Annotated in this window: 15 protein-coding genes; 11 read left to right on the top strand and 4 right to left on the bottom strand. The window is 69.7% G+C overall.

The window, feature by feature from the left end:
• Window positions 1–9 precede the first annotated feature (9 nt).
• Window positions 10–732 (bottom strand): SDR family oxidoreductase, encoded by a 723-nt coding sequence (locus VSH64_RS27270; protein ID WP_326565561.1) that lies wholly within the window; start codon window positions 730–732, stop codon window positions 10–12.
• On the bottom strand, window positions 716–1,423 hold the full coding sequence (locus VSH64_RS27265) for an RraA family protein (protein WP_326565560.1): 708 nt from the start codon (window positions 1,421–1,423) through the stop codon (window positions 716–718). Before VSH64_RS27265 ends, VSH64_RS27270 begins: the two co-directional genes overlap by 17 nt.
• A gap of 535 nt (window positions 1,424–1,958) precedes the next feature.
• Between VSH64_RS27265 and VSH64_RS27260 the strand changes: the two genes are divergently transcribed.
• The 10 genes from VSH64_RS27260 (at window position 1,959) to VSH64_RS27215 (ending at window position 11,939) form a co-directional block, all read left to right on the top strand.
• Complete coding sequence (locus VSH64_RS27260) at window positions 1,959–3,104, top strand: EfeM/EfeO family lipoprotein (protein WP_326565559.1); 1,146 nt, start codon at window positions 1,959–1,961, stop codon at window positions 3,102–3,104.
• Window positions 3,101–4,318, top strand: coding sequence for a Dyp-type peroxidase (locus tag VSH64_RS27255; protein ID WP_326565558.1), 1,218 nt, complete (start codon window positions 3,101–3,103; stop codon window positions 4,316–4,318). The genes VSH64_RS27260 and VSH64_RS27255 overlap by 4 nt, the downstream gene beginning before the upstream one ends.
• Before the next feature lie 59 nt (window positions 4,319–4,377).
• A complete protein-coding gene (locus VSH64_RS27250) occupies window positions 4,378–6,021 on the top strand; it encodes a phospholipase C (RefSeq protein WP_326565557.1) in 1,644 nt (547 codons plus the stop codon).
• Between the two features lie 239 nt (window positions 6,022–6,260).
• Window positions 6,261–6,659 (top strand): hypothetical protein, encoded by a 399-nt coding sequence (locus VSH64_RS27245; RefSeq protein ID WP_326565556.1) that lies wholly within the window; start codon window positions 6,261–6,263, stop codon window positions 6,657–6,659.
• A gap of 88 nt (window positions 6,660–6,747) precedes the next feature.
• Window positions 6,748–7,326 (top strand): GNAT family N-acetyltransferase, encoded by a 579-nt coding sequence (locus VSH64_RS27240; RefSeq protein WP_326565555.1) that lies wholly within the window; start codon window positions 6,748–6,750, stop codon window positions 7,324–7,326.
• A gap of 57 nt (window positions 7,327–7,383) precedes the next feature.
• Window positions 7,384–7,803, top strand: coding sequence for a histone-like nucleoid-structuring protein Lsr2 (locus VSH64_RS27235; RefSeq protein ID WP_326565554.1), 420 nt, complete (start codon window positions 7,384–7,386; stop codon window positions 7,801–7,803).
• Window positions 7,804–8,002: 199 nt separating this feature from the next.
• The gene (locus VSH64_RS27230; protein ID WP_326565553.1) at window positions 8,003–9,022 is read left to right on the top strand and encodes a FecCD family ABC transporter permease; all 1,020 of its coding nucleotides are present in this window, start codon (window positions 8,003–8,005) and stop codon (window positions 9,020–9,022) included.
• Complete coding sequence (locus tag VSH64_RS27225) at window positions 9,019–10,074, top strand: FecCD family ABC transporter permease (RefSeq protein WP_326565552.1); 1,056 nt, start codon at window positions 9,019–9,021, stop codon at window positions 10,072–10,074. The genes VSH64_RS27230 and VSH64_RS27225 overlap by 4 nt, the downstream gene beginning before the upstream one ends.
• A 22-nt stretch (window positions 10,075–10,096) precedes the next feature.
• Complete coding sequence (locus VSH64_RS27220) at window positions 10,097–10,918, top strand: ABC transporter ATP-binding protein (RefSeq protein ID WP_407655563.1); 822 nt, start codon at window positions 10,097–10,099, stop codon at window positions 10,916–10,918.
• Window positions 10,919–10,934: 16 nt separating this feature from the next.
• Window positions 10,935–11,939, top strand: coding sequence for an ABC transporter substrate-binding protein (locus tag VSH64_RS27215; RefSeq protein WP_326565551.1), 1,005 nt, complete (start codon window positions 10,935–10,937; stop codon window positions 11,937–11,939).
• 79 nt (window positions 11,940–12,018) lie between these two features.
• Here VSH64_RS27215 and VSH64_RS27210 read toward each other — a convergent pair whose 3' ends face one another.
• The gene (locus VSH64_RS27210; RefSeq protein WP_326565550.1) at window positions 12,019–13,467 is read right to left on the bottom strand and encodes an aldehyde dehydrogenase; all 1,449 of its coding nucleotides are present in this window, start codon (window positions 13,465–13,467) and stop codon (window positions 12,019–12,021) included.
• A 154-nt stretch (window positions 13,468–13,621) separates the two neighbouring features.
• Here VSH64_RS27210 and VSH64_RS27205 point away from each other — a divergent pair, with 154 nt between their 5' ends.
• Window positions 13,622–14,572, top strand: coding sequence for an AraC-like ligand-binding domain-containing protein (locus VSH64_RS27205; protein WP_326565549.1), 951 nt, complete (start codon window positions 13,622–13,624; stop codon window positions 14,570–14,572).
• A gap of 217 nt (window positions 14,573–14,789) precedes the next feature.
• Here the strand turns inward: VSH64_RS27205 and VSH64_RS27200 are convergent, their stop codons facing one another.
• A complete protein-coding gene (locus VSH64_RS27200) occupies window positions 14,790–15,722 on the bottom strand; it encodes an MBL fold metallo-hydrolase (protein ID WP_326565548.1) in 933 nt (310 codons plus the stop codon).
• Window positions 15,723–16,087 lie beyond the last annotated feature (365 nt).

Raw genomic sequence — 16,087 nt, 5'->3', positions numbered from 1 at the left:
CCCGACGGCTCAGGTCAGGCCGCCGTTGGCGGTGAGGACCTGGCCGGTGACCCAGCCGCCGTCGGGGCCGCAGAGGAACGACACCAGGTTGGCGCAGTCCCGTGGGGTGCCGAGCCGGCCCAGTGGCGTGCGGGTGCGGATGGCCGTGCTCAGGGGGCCGTCGAGCCAGCCCGTGTCGGTGGGTCCCGGGTTCACGGAGTTGGCCGTGATGCCGCGCGACCCGAGCTCCGCGGCGGCCGCGACGACGAGCCGGTCGAGGGCGCCTTTGCTGGCGCCGTAGGGGACGTTGCCGACCACGTCGTCGCTCGTGAGCGCGACGATCCGGCCCTCGCCCCCGGCGTGCCGGGTGCCGAACTCCCGCATGAGCAACCAGGCGGCGCGGGTGTTCACGGCGAAGTGGCGGTCGAAGCTCTCCAGCGTGGTGTCGAGGAATCCCGAGTCCACGGATTCGCAGTGGGCCAGGACCAGCGCGCTCACGGGGCCGAGGGCGGCGGTCACCTCGTCGAACAGCCGCGCCGGCGTCGCCGGGTCCGCGAGGTCGGCTTCGACCGTGAAATCGCCGACCCGCACCGGATCCGGGCCCCACGGCATCCGGGCGTCGTAGGCCTGCCAGCTGCTGCAGGCGACGGCCCAGCCATCCGCCCCGAGCCGCTCGGCGATGGCCGCCCCGATCCCCGCCCGGCGGCCGACGCCGGTGATCAGCGCGACCGGGCGGTCACTCTTCAATGGCACCGCCCACCGAGCGCAGGTGGTCGCGGAAGGTCAGCGCGGGGTTGGTTTCGCGAGCGCGCAGGAAGTCGGTGAACCCGACCTGCTCCCGCAGCGTGGTGCCGGCGCGGATGCGGTCGGCCTGGCCGCGCTCGGTGTCGCGAATGGACTCCGCGAGGCGGACCACGTCGTCGGCCTCGGCGGCGGGCACGAAGACCACGCCGTCGTCGTCGCCGAAGACCAGGTCGGCGGAGGTCACTTCCCACTCGCCGACGCGGGCGGAGTCGAGAGCGTTCGCGGCGCGGTCGGTGAGGGTGAGCGGGCCGGTGGGCATCGAGCCGAGGCTGAACACGGGGAGGCCGATGGCACGCAGGTCGGCGGTGTCGCGGTGCAGGCCCCAGATCACGATGCCCGCGGCGCCCACGGTGGTCGCCTCGAGGGCCACGAGATCCCCGACGCAGCTTTCGTCGAGGCGGCCGCCGTTGTCGACCACCAGGACGTCACCCGGGGCAGCGTTCGTCAACGCCTCCAGGAACACGTCGACGCTGCCCGCGTGCCGGGCCGGGAGCACTCGTCCCGCCAGGCGGCCGCCGGGGAACGCCGAATGTGTTCCGGCCGGAGCACAGCGGACCTGCAGACGAGCGCGAATGCAGCCGTCGGTGAGGTGTGCCGTCGTCAGGTTCTCGAAACGGCGCTGCAGCTTCTCGTTATCCATGCGTCAAGACTGTATCTTTTGCCCTGCCTCCGGCAGGGCGTGCGAGATCGCCTAGAAGCCGGCGTCTCGATCGGGCGGTCGGATCGGCCGGGGGCCGATCGCACCGCCCGATCGAGACGCCGGCGCGATCTCGCTCCGGGGTTGCCTGCGGGGGCTGCGTGGGTGGGACTCCACGGCCCGAGTGGCGATTACCAGAAACGATTTCTGCGCACCGGCGAGCACCGCGGATCGCCGATCTTGCCTTCCCGAGAACGCACCGAACCGGACAATGTACCGATCATCGGGAGATTGACAATTCGGGCAAATTGCGCCGTCGCGCCAGCTCGGGCAGTCATGGGTCGCCGGAGACAGGGCCAAAATTATGGCGGTTATATCCGATTTCGTTGGTTTCTGGTTGAAGTCCTGGTGAATTCACGGTCGGGAGGCCGTCTCGACCCCCTGTTTCTTCACGTTCCGCACGCATAATTCCCTCCCGGTAGTCCGATCGAGTGGCAGGAGTGTGTGCGTGCCGGGGTCTGTACGTGCCCGTTGGGTGGTGGGGGCCGCTGGTGTCGTGGTGGTCGCCGCTGCCGTGGGAATCGCCTTCGCGGTCTGGCCGGACGGGGCTTCGGCCCAGGATCCGGAGATCCAGATCTCCCGCTCCGCCTGTGGTCAGGGCTGGACGGACCCCAAGCCGGGTCCGCAAATCTTCAACCTGCACAACACCGGTGCGGTCACCTCGGAGGTCGATCTGATCGACCCGAAGACCGGCGTGATCTACGGCGAGGTCGAAGGCCTCGGCACCGGCACGACCCGGCCGATGTCGGTGACGCTCGGTAATGGCGCCTACGCCTTCCGATGCCTTCCGGAGGACTCGTCCGCGATCGTGGGGCCGACGTCCACGGTCAGTGGCGGCGCGGAGCGCGGGCCCGGGGTCGCGCCCGTGACCCAGACCGACCTGCTCGAGCCGCTGAAGGTCTACCAGGCCAAGGTCACCCAAGGGCTCGACCAGCTGAACACCGACGTCACCGCGCTCAAGGACGCCGTGCACCGCGGTGACCGCACCGGCAGCGAGTCCACCTGGCTCACGGCGCACCTCACCTACGAGCGCCTCGGCGCCGCGTACGACGCCTTCGGCGACTCCGACGGCGCGATCAACGGCACCACCCAGGGCCTGCCCGGCGGCACGAGCGACCCGGACTTCACCGGCTTCCACCGCCTCGAGTACGGCCTCTGGCACAACGAGGACATGAGCGCGCTCGGCGGGGTCGTCGACCAGCTCGCCTCCGACGTCCAGGACCTGCGCACCGCGTTCCCCCAGAGCCAGGTGGACCCCAACGACCTCGGCCTGCGCGCCCACGAGATCGTGGAAAACGCCCTGCAGTTCGAGCTCACCGCGAAGACCGACTACGGCAGCGGCACCAACCTCGCCACCACTCGCGCGAACCTCGACGGCGTGCAGACGGTGCTCGACGTGCTGCGCCCGCTGCTCGCCCCGCGTTACCCCGCACTGTCCGGTGTGGACAGCTGGCTCAAGCGCACCGAGACCACTTTGGACGGCGCCCACCGCGCCGACGGTTCGTGGACGCCCGTCTCGGCGCTCACCGCACCGCAACGCCAGAAGATCAACGCCGACGTCAGCGAGCTCACCGAGCGGCTCGCCCCGATCGCGGCCATCGCCGAGCCCCGGAGGGTTTCGTGACCGTGCAGGAACCCGCCGAGTCCTCCCGCAGGACCTTCTTGCGCCGCACGGTCGTCGGCGCCGGCCTGACCGCGGTCGCCGGCGTGAGCGCCGGCACGGTGGCCGCGAGTGCCGCCGGCGCCGGCTCGGCCGGGGTCGCCTTCCACGGCGCGCACCAGGCCGCCGCGGTGCGCCAGCCGCCCGCGCAGAGCGTGGTGGCCTCGTTCGACGTGGTGGCCGACAACAAGGCCGAGCTCACCGAGCTGTTCAAGGAGATCACCGACCGGGCGCGCTTCCTCACCACCGGCGGCGCGCCCGCGGCGCTCGGCATCACCGCGCCGCCCGCCGATTCCGGTGTGCTGGGCCCGATCGTGCCGGTCGGTGACCTCGGCGTGGTGCTCGGCGTCGGCTCGTCGCTGTTCGACGACCGCTACGGCCTGGCGGCGCTGAAGCCGAAGAAGCTCAAGCCGATGACGATGTTCCCGAACGACGCGCTCGACGCGGCCCAGTGCCACGGTGACCTGTCGCTCACGCTCTCGGCCGACAACACCGACACCGTGCTCCACGCGCTGCGCGACATCACCCGCGCGACCCGCGGCGGCATGCAGCTGCGCTGGAAGATGAACGGCTTCGCCTCGCAGCCGCGGCCTTCGGGCACGCCGCGCAACCTGATGGGCTTCAAGGACGGCATCTCGAACCCGATCGAGTCCGAGTTCGACAAGCTGGTGTGGGTCGGGGCCGGCGAACCCGCGTGGGCCCAGGGCGGCACGTACCAGGTGGTGCGGCTGATCCGCATGCTCGTCGAGTTCTGGGACCGCGTTTCGCTGACCGAGCAGGAAAACATGTTCGGCCGCCGCCGCGACACGGGCGCACCGCTCGACGGCGCGAACGAGCAGGACGTGCCGAAGTACGCCGACGACCCGATCGGCACCGTCATCCCGCTCACGAGCCACATCCGGGTGGCCAACCCGCGCAAACCGGAAACCGATGACAGCCGGATCCTGCGCCGTGCGGTCAACTACGACCGCGGCGTGGACACGAACGGCAACCTGGACATGGGCCTGATCTTCACCTGCTACCAGCAGGACCTCGAGCGTCAGTTCGAGGCGGTCCAGAAGCGGCTCATCGACGAGCCGCTGGTCGATTACATCTCCCCGTTCGGTGGCGGTTACTTCCTGGCGCTGCCGGGGGTGACCGGTCCCGACGACCACTACGGCCGGGCCTTGCTGGCCTGAACCGTTTCCCGCAGTTGCAGTTCCCACCACAAAGTCACCGAAATCAGGAGGATTCCCCAGTGGACACAGGAATCGGCAGACGGCGGCGCCGCACGCGGCGGCTGCTCGGCGCCGGTGCGCTCGCTTCCGCGGCCGCGCTGGCGATCGTCACCGGCTCCACGGCGTCGACCGCCGACGCCCAGTCGCTGCACACCTTGCCGGCTTCGTGGCTGCCGACTCTCACCCCGATCAAGCACGTCGTGGTGATCTTCGGTGAGAACATCTCGTTCGACCACTACTTCGGCACCTACCCGAACGCGACCAACCAGGACGGCACGCCGTTCAAGGCCGCGCGCAACACCCCGAAGGTCAACGGCCTCGACAAGAAGCTGCTGAACAACAACCCCAACGCCTACGACCCGAAGCGCCTTTCCCCCGACCAGGCGCTGACCTGCGACCAGAACCACTCCTACGGTGCTGAGCAGGCCGCGTTCAACGGCGGCAAGATGGACAAGTTCGTCGAGAAGACCGAGACCGACAAGTGCACGGGTCAGCCGATCCTCTTCGGCGAGCCGGGCCTGGTCATGGACTACTACGACGGCAACACCGTCACCGGTATGTGGAACTACGCTCAGAACTACGCGATGAGCGACAACTCCTACAACACCAACTTCGGTCCGTCGACCCCCGGTGCGCTCAACCTGATCTCGGGCCAGACGGGCGGTGCGCAGGCGGTCACCTCGGTGACGCACCAGCCGACCACCGACGCCTACGCCGTCGTTTCCCCGGACAAGAAGGGGATCGGCACGGTCATCAACGACCCGGACCCGGCGTACGACGACTGCTCGGACAAGAACCACACCGCCACCGAGAACCTGGCTTCCATGCAGGGCAAGAACATCGGTGACATGCTGAACCAGCGCCACGTGACCTGGGGCTGGTTCCAGGGTGGGTTCAAGCCGACCGGCACCCAGAACGGGTTCTCGGTCTGCGGCGCCTCGCACAACAACGTGGGCGGCATCCCGGTGACGGACTACAGCCCGCACCACGAGCCGTTCCAGTACTACAAGTCGACGTCGAACCCGAAGCACCTCCCGCCGTCCTCGGTGCAGGCCATCGGTCAGACCGACCGCGCCAACCACCAGTACGACATGACGGACTTCGACGCCTCGCTGAAGGCCGGCTCGATGCCCGCCGTGAGCTTCCTCAAGGCCCCGGCCTACGAGGACGCCCACGCGGCCAACTCCGACCCGCTCGACGAGCAGCAGTTCGTGGTCGGCGAGATCAACAAGATCCAGCAGTCGCCGGAGTGGAAGTCCACCGCGATCGTTCTCGCCTACGACGACTCCGACGGCTGGTACGACCACCAGAAGTCGACCATCATCAACGGGTCGCAGGACGCCGCGCAGGACCAGTCCGTCTGCACCGGCACCAAGACCAAGCTGGGCACCACCGCGGACCGTTGCGGTTACGGCCCGCGCCTGCCGCTGCAGGTCATCTCGCCCTACAGCAAGGTGAACTTCGTCGACCACACCCGCACCGACCAGACCTCCGTGCTGCAGTTCGTGGAGGACAACTGGTTCACCGGGCGCGTGGGCGGCTCGTCGTTCGACTCGCGTGCGGGCGGTCTGTGGAACATGTTCAACTTCTGGTACCCGCAGGCGGGCAAGCTCCCGCTGGACCCGAAGACGGGTGCGGTCGTGAAGAGCGGCCACCACTACTGAGCACCGAGCACTCGTAGTACTCAGTAGCGCTTCTCGGCAACACCAGTAGTACGCAGTTCAACTCCGAAGGCCACCGGGTTCGTCGAATCCGGTGGCCTTCGGCCGTTTCCGGGCCACCTGGGACGGTGTGGGTTCCGGGCCGCCCGCACCGTCCCAGGTGGATCACGGCGGTGTCCGGTGTGGCCCACGAGACAACGAGCAGCGGTATCGAACCAAGTAACCAACTGGTTGGATACTACATGGAGATCACAGAAATGTCCGGTCCGTTCGTTTTCGTCGCCACCAACAGCGTGGTTCCCGGCAGGTTCGACGCGGAGGCCGGCCGCGCGCCCGGCTGGGCCCGGTTCGTCGACGAGCACGAGCCGCGCCTGATCGGGTTCCACGAGTACGCGAACGCCGACGGCACCGAGGTGGAGTTCGTGCAGATCCACCCCGACACCGACTCGTTCGAGCACCACATGCGCGTGCTCACCGAGCACGCCGACCCGGCGTTCCGCGAGAACCTCACGGCCACCACGAGCATCCGCGTGTACGGCACGCCCACCGAGGCGATCCTCGCGATGCTGCGCGACCTGGCCGGCGCGGGTGTGCCCATCACCGTGTTCCCGCACCACCTCGGCGGCTTCACTCGCGACTGAGCGCATTCCGTCGCGATTTTCCCGCGGCAGGCCACAGTTCGGGAATGCCCCTTGCGCTCGGGGTTACCGCACTGGTCCAATCCCCGCCATGGCCACGTGGACCGAAACGCCGCGCTTGCGGCTGCGTCCGTTCACGTCCGCCGACGCCGGCGTGCTCGCGGATCTCCACGGAGATCCCGCGGTGATGCGCTTCGTCGACGACGGCCGGCCCGTGTCCCGGGAAGTGGTCGAGCACAAGACACTTCCGGAGATCCTCGCGGAATACCGGGATCTTCCCGCGGGGCACGGGTGTTTCGCCGCCGTGAATGCGCGCACGGACCAATTCGCGGGGTGGTTCTCGCTGAAGCCGGCCGCGAGCCGGGGCCTCGACGCAGGTGGCACCGAAGTCGGCTATCGCCTGGTGCCCGCGGTGTGGGGCCGTGGTTTCGCGACGGAAGGGCTGGGTGCCCTGGTGTGGAAGGCATTCACCGAACTCGATGCCGAGCGGGTGGTCGCCACGACGATGACGGTCAACACGCGTTCCCGGCGGGTGCTCGAGAAGGTGGGGCTGAAGCTCGTGCGCACCTTCTTCCTCGAGTGGCCGGAATACCTGGAAGGCGCGGAACACGGCGATGTCGAGTACGCGCTGTCCAGAGAGGAATGGGTGTCCAGCACCGCGCGACATTAGTCGACACGATAGGGTTCTCCCAGGCACGTCCTGTAGAAGGTGAAGGAACGACGAACCATGGCGCAGAAGGTTCACGTCGAGATGGTGGACGACATCGACGGCAGCATTGCCGATCAGACCGTCCCCTTCATGCTCGACGGGGTTAGTTACGAGATCGATCTGTCCGAAGACAACGCCGCCGCGCTTCGTGATGAGCTCGCGCGCTACGTCACCGCTTCCCGTCGGGTGGGCGGCCGCAAGGTGCGCATGGCCGCCGGGCAGGCGCCGCGGGCGACCTCGTCCGCCGCCGACCGCGAGCGCAACCGCCTCATGCGGGAGTGGGCCGAGGGCAACGGCTTCAAGGTCTCCGACCGGGGCCGGCTGCCCGCGGAGATCGTGAAGGCCTACGAAGAGCGTGAAGCAGAGATCGACGAGGTCGAAGAGGCTCCCGCCAAGCCGGCCCGCAAGCGCGCGCCGCGCAAGAAGGCGAGCGCCTGAGCCGAGCTCAGCGAAAAAGGGGTCCGTCACCGCGGTGACGGACCCCTTCGGTGTTTCCGGGGCTCCGACTGCGTGCAGTGGCCGGGCCTGTGTAGTCGGGGTGACGCGCCACGAAGGTGGTGACGGCCACACGACAACCGCGCGATGCTCGGGGTAGGGTAGCCAAGCCTAAATGCCCTGTGAGTGAAGGTAACCGACTGTGGCCGAGAGAGCCCGCCCGAGAACACTCTCGCTGACGGCCGGGATCGTGGTGCTCCTCGTGGCCCTCGTGCTCGCCGTGGTGCTGAGCATCGCCGTGGGGTCACGGGGGTTGTCGTTCGGCACCGTTCTCGATTCGCTGTTCCACTACGACGCCTCGAATCCCGATCACCTGGTGGTGCACGAGCTGCGGTTGCCGCGCACGCTCGTCGGCGTGCTCGCGGGTGTCGCACTGGGACTGTCCGGCGCCGTGATCCAAGGCGCCACGCGCAATCCGCTCGCCGACCCGGGTCTGCTCGGCGTGAACGCCGGCGCCGCGCTGTGCGTGGTGCTGGGCATCAGCACGCTCGGTATCACCAGCGTCACCGGATACGTCTGGTTCGGCTTCGCCGGCGCGGCCGCCGCCGCGGTGGTCGTGTACGGCATCAGCGCGCTCGGCCGGGTCGGTGCCACACCGGTGAAACTGGCGCTCGCGGGCGCCGCGGTCACGGCGGCACTGCAGTCGGTGACGAGCGGGCTGCTGCTCACCGACACCACCACGTTCGACCAGTTCCGGTTCTGGCAGGTCGGTTCGCTCACCGGGCGCGACACGACCACGATCACGCAGGCGATCCCGTTCATCGTGGTCGGTGTGGTGCTCGCGCTGGTGTCCGCGCGGATGCTCAACGCGCTGGCGCTGGGGGAGGACGTGGCCCGCGCGCTCGGCCAGAACGTGGCCGTGGCGCGAGCGGTGTGCGCGCTCGCCGTGGTCGTCCTCTGTGGATCGGCGACGGCGATCGCCGGGCCGATCGCGTTCGTCGGCCTGACCGTGCCGCACGTCGCGCGGCTGATCACCGGGCCCGACCACCGGTGGCTGCTGCCGTACTCCGCGTTGCTGGCGCCGCTGCTGCTGCTCGTGGCCGACGTGGTCGGCCGGGTCATCGCGCGCCCGGCCGAGGTGCAGGTGGGCATCGTGACGGCCGTGATCGGCGCGCCGGTGTTCATCGTGCTGGTGCGGCGCCGGAAGCTGGTGAAGGTGTGACGCCCCCGACCGGCTCCGCGGGGCTCGCCGAAGCGCTGCGCGCGGTGTCGTCCGCGCGCCGCCAGGGCTCGGCGCGCGGGTGGCTCGTGTCGGTGGCGCTGTTCGTGCTGCTGGTCGTGGTTTTCGCGCTGTCGCTGGCCGTCGGCGACTTCGACGTCCCGCTGGGACAGCTGCCCGGCATCCTCTTCGGCGGCGGGACCGGTGCCGGTGCCTACGTGGTCACGGATCTGCGCCTGCCGCGGGCCGCGGCCGCCGTGCTGGTGGGTGTCGCGTTCGGACTCGGCGGCGCGCTTTTCCAGCGCCTGCTGCGCAATCCGCTCGCGAGCCCCGACGTGATCGGCGTGACGCAGGGCGCGAGTGCGGCCGCGGTGATCTGCCTGGTCCTGCTCGGGGTGTCGGGCTCGGTGCTCTCGGCCGCCGCGTTCGTCGGCGCGCTGCTCACCGGCGCGATCATCTACGTGCTCTCGCGCCGCGGCGGCGTGAACGGCTACCGGCTCGTGCTCATCGGCGTGGGGGTCGGCGCGGTGCTCGCCAGCATCGTGTCGTACCTGATGACGTGGGCCGACGTCACGCTCGCGCAGCAGGCCCTGGTGTGGCTCACCGGGAACCTCAACGGGGTGAGCTGGGACAAGGTGGTGCCGCTCGCGATCGCGCTGGTGGTGCTCGGACCCGCGGCCCTGCTGCTCAGCCGTGCGCTCACCGGCCTGCAGCTGGGCGACGACACCGCGGCCGGGCTCGGCCTGCGCGTGGAGCGCACGCGCCTGCTGCTGCTCCTCGTGGCCACCGCGCTCGCCGCGTTCGCCACCGCGGCGGCCGGGCCCGTGAGTTTCGTGGCGTTCGTGGCCAACCCCGTGGCGACGCGGCTCGTGGGCGGCGCCCGTGTGGGCCTCGTCGCACCCGCCCTCGTTGGCGCGCTCGTGACGCTGCTCGGCGACTTCGTGGCGCAGCACCTGCTCGGCACGCAGCTGCCGGTGGGTGTCGTGACCGGAGCCGTCGGCGCGCCGTACCTGCTCTACCTCCTCGCCACGGCCAACCGGGCCGGCCGGGTCTGAACCGAGTCTCGGAGAAAAAAGCGTGAAAGCGACGACACCCAGCCTGCACACCGAAGGTCTCGAGCTCGGTTACGGACCGGTGACCGTGGTGAAGGACCTCTCGGTGCGCATCCCCGAGGGCAAGGTCACCATGATCGTGGGGACCAACGCGTGCGGGAAATCCACGCTGCTGCGCGGCCTCGCCCGCCTGCTCGCGCCCTCGTCTGGCGCGGTCTTCCTCGGCGGCGAACGTCTCTCTTCCTTGCGCAGCAAGGACGTCGCGCGCGTGCTCGGCCTACTGCCGCAATCGCCGACCGCGCCCGAGGGCATCACCGTGGCCGACCTCGTGGGCCGCGGCCGCTACCCGCACCAGGGTGTGTTCCGCCGCTGGAACGCCGAGGACGACGACGCCGTGGCGCGCGCGATGCTGGCCACCGACACCGTGGAGCTGGCGTCGCGGCCGGTCGACGAGCTCTCGGGCGGGCAGCGCCAGCGCGTGTGGATCGCGATGGCGCTCGCGCAGCGCACCCCGTTGCTGCTGCTCGACGAGCCCACCACGTTCCTCGACATCAGCCACCAGGTCGAGGTGCTCGACCTGCTCGCGGACCTCAACCACCACGACGGAACCACCGTGGTGATCGTGCTTCACGACCTGAACCTCGCGGCCCGCTACGGCGATCACCTCATCGCCATGAAAAACGGGTCGATCGCCGCCGAGGGAGCCCCCGGCGAAATCCTCACCGCCGAACTCGTCGAGGACGTGTTCGGCATGCCGTGCCGGATCATCGCCGATCCCGTGTCCGGCACCCCCATGGTCGTCCCGATCGGCCGCCACCGCGCCGGCACCCCCACCACACAGCCCTAGGAAGGAACACCTCACGATGGCCAGATGGACCAAGGTCGTCGGCGTCCTCGCCGCCGCCACGCTCCTGGGCGCGTGCAGCCAGCCCGCCAACACGACCACCTCGGGGGTTGGGGACAAGGACGTCGCCACCGGCGGCCGCCTGTTCTCCACCGCCGACACCGAGACCGCCAAGCTCAAGGCCGACGTCGGCCCCGGCGTCTTCCCGCGCACGGTCACCCACGCGCTGGGCCAGACGAAGATCGAGAAGGCACCCACGCGGGTGATCGTGCTCGACAGCGGTGAGCTCGACGACGTGCTGGCGCTCGGCGTCACGCCCGTCGGCATGGCCACGACCGCCGGCCAGACCGGCGTGCCGAGCTACCTCGCCGACCGCGCCAAGGGCATCCCGACGATCGGCAGCACTGACAACCTGAACCTCGAGAAGATCGCTTCGCTCCAGCCGGACCTGATCCTCGGCAGCAAGCTGCGCGCCAACGACCTGTACCCGCAGCTGTCGAAGATCGCGCCGACGGTGTTCAGCATCCGCCCGGGCTTCCCGTGGAAGGAAAACCTGCTGCTGATCGGGGCGGCGCTGGGCCAGGAGAACAAGGCCGTGGCGGCGCTCAACGCGTATCAGAAGAAGGCCGACGAGGTGAAGGCCGGGATCAAGGGCAACCCCAAGATCTCCTTGCTGCGCTTCCACTCCACCGGCATCCGGATCTACGGCGACCTGTCGTTCATCGGCGTGATCTTCAAGGACGTCGGCCTGCAGCGCCCGGACAACCAGCACATCACCGAGCTGGCCAAGCAGATCTCGCGCGAGCGCATCGACGAGGCCAACGGCGACTGGATCTTCTACTCCAGCTACGGCGCAGGCCCGAACGCCGACGAGAAGGCCGTGACGGGCAGCGGGCTGTGGAACGGTTTGAGCGCGGTGAAGGCGAAGCAGGCCATCCGCGTGAACGACGAGGTGTGGTTCCTCGGCCTCGGGCCGATCGGCGCCGACCACGTGCTCGACGACCTGAAGAAGTACCTCGGCTGAGCCGGTCGGTTCCGGCGTGAGCCGGGAAGGGCGCCTTGCGGGAATCGGATTCCCCCAAGGCGCCCTTTTTTGCGGCTGGTCAGGCCGTGCGGTAGATCGTCTTGAACTGCTGGTAGTTCCCCAGCGCCTCCGGCCCCAGCTCCCGGCCGATGCCACTCGCCTTCACCCCGCCGAACGGCGCCACCGGGTCCGGCAGGTACGTGTTCACGCCGATCGTGCCGGTTTCCACCCGCCGCGCCACGGACATGCCGCGGTCGGTGTCGGTGGTCCAGATGGTGCCGCCGAGCCCGAAGTCGGAGTCGTTGGCGATGGCCACGGCGTCGTCCTCGTCGGCGTACGGGATCACCGACAGCACCGGGCCGAAGATCTCCTCACGCGAGATCGTGGCGGAGTTGTCCACGTCGGCGAAGATCGTCGGCTCCACGAACCAGCCGACGTCGCGGCCGTTCGGACGGCCGCCGCCGGTGGTCACGCGGCCGCCTTCGGCCTTGCCCTTGGCGATGTAGCCCTCGACCCGCGCGCGGTGCGCCGAGCTGGCCATCGGGCCGATCGCGGTGCCGGTGTCGAGCGAGTCGCCGACCACCGCACCCGACGCCATGTCCGTGAGCACGTCCACGACCTCGGCGTAGCGGCTGCGCGGCGCGAGCACGCGGGTGCCGAGGAAACAGGTCTGGCCGTTGTTCATCATCGTGGCCACGAAGAGGCCTTCGACGCTGCCGGCGACGTCGGCGTCGGCGAGGATGATCGCGGCCGACTTACCGCCCAGCTCGAGCGTGACCGGGCGCAGCAGCTCCGCGCACGCCGAGGCGATCGCGCGGCCGGCCACCGTGGAGCCGGTGAACGCGACCTTGTCCACGCCGGGGTGCTTCACCAGGTACGCGCCGAGGTCGCGCCCGCCCGGCACGATGCTCACGACTCCCGGCGGCAGGCCCAGGTCCTTGAGCACCTCGGCCAGCAGGAACGTGTCGAGCACCGTCTCCGGCGAAGGCTTGATCACGATCGAGCAGCCGGCCGCCAGCGCCGGGGCCAGCTTGAAGAACAGCAGCGTCTGCGGGTAGTTCCACGGCACGATCGCCGCGACCACCCCCACCGGGTCGCGCCGGACCACCACGTTGCCACCGAAGGCGCCCTGGCGGGTCTCCTCCACCGGCTGCTCGCGGATGATCCCGCCGTACATCTGCAGCAGGCCCGCCGGATACCCGGTCTCGGCCTGGATCGCGGCGCTCGCGATCGGCATGCCGTTCTGGGCGCTCACCAACTGCGCGAACTCGGAGCTGCGCTCGGCCATCACCCCGGCGAAACGGTCGAGCACGTCGGCGCGCGCCGACGGCTCCCAGTGGGCCCAGCCCTGCGGGTCGCGGATCGCCGCCCGAGCGGCCGCCACGGCCTTGTCGACGTCGGCGGGCCCGGCTTCCGGTACCTGCCCGATGGCTTCTTCCGTGCTCGCCGACAGCACGGTGATGGTGGCGTCGGTGGACGGCGCCGTCCATTCTCCGCCGATGAACAGCGCGTCGTGTACGTGCTTCACCGCAAGACTCCTCGGCCACTTCGGCGCCGCCTCGTTGCGGCGCGAACCACAGCGTGGACCGAAGCTCTACACAACAGTTGTCGCAGCGCGCCAGATTTGTTGTTCCTCGGCGTATGCTGGATCAACTGCACCCAGAACGACCTGGGAGAAGCTGATGGGGCGAAGTCGGCCGGTCGAGCGGCTGAGCAACGAGCTGTGGAGCCACGAGCTCGCCCAGGCCTTCGCCGGGCTGCACGCCGAGCGGCACGACAACGGCGAGCTGCCCCTCGGAGCGCTGGCGGTGATGCAGCTCGGAGACGTCGGCATGTACGACGTGCGCGGCACCACGCAGGTGGTGCGCCGCACCTCGCGCACCGCGCACTCGGAAAGCGTCGACCTGCTGAAGATCTGCCTGATCGAGCGCGGCTCCGCGCTCGTGGAACAGGGCCGGCGGCGCGTGTCGCTCGACCTCGGCGATTTCGCGCTCTACGACCTGCGCCGGCCGTACCAGCTCACGCTGCACGGGGAGTTCCGTTGCGCCGTGATGACGGTGCCGCGGAAGGTGCTCGGCCTGCCGGAGTCCACGCTCGAGGCGATGATGGAGCACCGGTTCCCCACCGGCCGCGGCGTCGGGCAAGTGTTCGCGTCGTACCTGCGCAGCGCGCTCGACGAGCGCGAGACCCTGGCCGAAGGCCCACCGGTGCGGCTGCGCGAGGCCGCCGTGGCGCTCCTCGCGGCCACCCTCGGCAGCGCCTTCGCCGAGGGCACCGACCTCCCCGCGGGCCACGCGAACGTGGTGCTGCGCGAACGCGTGCTCGACCACGTCCGCGTGCACCTGGCCGACCCGCACCTCTCGCCGGCCGCGGTGGCCACGGCGCTGCACATGTCGCCACGCTCGCTGCACCGCCTGTTCGAGGACTCGGGCGAAACCTTCGGCGGCACCGTCCGCAAGCTCCGCCTCGACGCGGTCCGCCGCGACCTCACCGACCCCCTGCTCGCGGGCCGCAGCATCGCAGCCGTCGCGGCGCGCTGGGGGATCACGGACCAGCCGTGGCTTTCGCGCGCGTTCCGCGCGGAGTTCGGCGTCACGCCCTCAGGCCTGCGGCGGCGGGTCACCGGGTCTTAGCCACGCGGTCGAGAAGCTGCTCGCGGCCGGGGTGCTCAAGGTCAGGTGGGTTCGTCGGCCAGGTCGGCGAGGTCGAGCCGGGTGGCCGAGGCGAAGTCGACGGTGAACCTGGCCAGCATGGCTGTCCGCATGATCTGTTCGTCGGTCAGGTTGTGGATCGTGGGCGTACTCGTCGGTCATCAACTGCTCTGGCGAGATCGACTTCTCGACCACTCGCTCAAAGACCCAGCCGCGCGTCGAGGTCGATCTTGCCGCCCACGGCGTCCAGGATGGCGCGCAGGGCGGTTTTCTCCGGGAGTTGCCGGCCGTGCTGTTCGGCGTGGGCGCGCATGAGGTTGCCGATGTGGCGTTCGGGGTTGGCCCACGTGGGCCAGCGGCGGCGGGCGATCGTGGCGAGCTCCGCGAAATCCGGTGCGGCCGGCGTGGTGGCGTCGAGCAGCCAGTTGAGGTAGGTGCGCAGCACGGCGACCGGGAAGCTGCCCGGGTGGCTCAGCGCGCCGTGGCCCGGCACGAAGGTGCGGACCGTCGGGAAAGTCTTGTCCAGCCAGTAAAGCGCGTCGAGCCAGCCGGGGATCGAGCCGTGGATCGCCATGGGCGTGGAGCCGACCGAGAGCAGGTCGCCGGTGAACAGCGTGCCGGTCTTGGGTTCGAACGCCACGAGGTCGCCGTCGGTGTGGGCGACGCCGGGGAACGGCACGACCTCCACGGTCACGCCGCCGAGGTCGACCTCGCGCGGCTTGATCACGGCGTGCACCGCCTCGGGCTTCGGCGCTTCGAGCGTGCCCCAGTTTTCGCAGTCGAAAGTGTCCTCGTAGCGCTGCGGCCCCGCGCGCACGGCCGACACGGCCGACTCGGCGGCGAGGATGCGCCCGCCGTTGCGCAGGGCCACGCCGGCGCCGTTGTGGTGCGCGCCGTGGGCGTGGGTGAGCACGAGCGTGAGCGGCATTTCGACGGTCGAGTACTTGCGGACGTCCTTGACCAGGTCGAGGGTGTCGCGCTCGGTACCGCACGTGTCCACGAGCAGCACGCCCTCGCGGCCGCGGATCCAGCCGCAGTTGGACACGAGCCAGTCGGCCGGGCTCCGGACATACGCGACCACGCTCGGGTCGGAGTACCTGAGCGGCACGATGTTTCGCCTGATGGCGGGCATGGGGTCCCCCTCGTGGGCTGCGCCGCCGTGATCCCGGACCACTGCATGGTAGTGGATCACTGACCTTCGAATGGTATAGACCAAGTGGGCGTATGTCAGCAGTCTGGGGGGTCCACTGTGTGCTCCGTCGCACGGCCCACGCCGGTGCCTCCCTACGCCGACCCGGCAGACCATACCTCCGGTTTCCCGTTGCTTCAGGTCGGCGACGAGGCGTGACCGTGCGATCACTTCTGGTGAATCCTGTGCGGACCAGTGCGCGGACGCGGTTCAGAACTTTGGTACTGCTTCCACCACCTCCGGAGCGTTTGTCCGGTTGACGCGTTGACGACGCTGTGACGAGCCGCTTACAGTCCGTTCAATCTGTT

Origin of the sequence: Amycolatopsis rhabdoformis (assembly GCF_035918295.1) — a bacterium.
Classification (GTDB): Bacteria; Actinomycetota; Actinomycetes; order Mycobacteriales; family Pseudonocardiaceae; genus Amycolatopsis; species Amycolatopsis rhabdoformis.
Note: the sequence above shows the minus strand (reverse complement) of the source record. Positions and strands in the feature narration are given on the sequence as shown.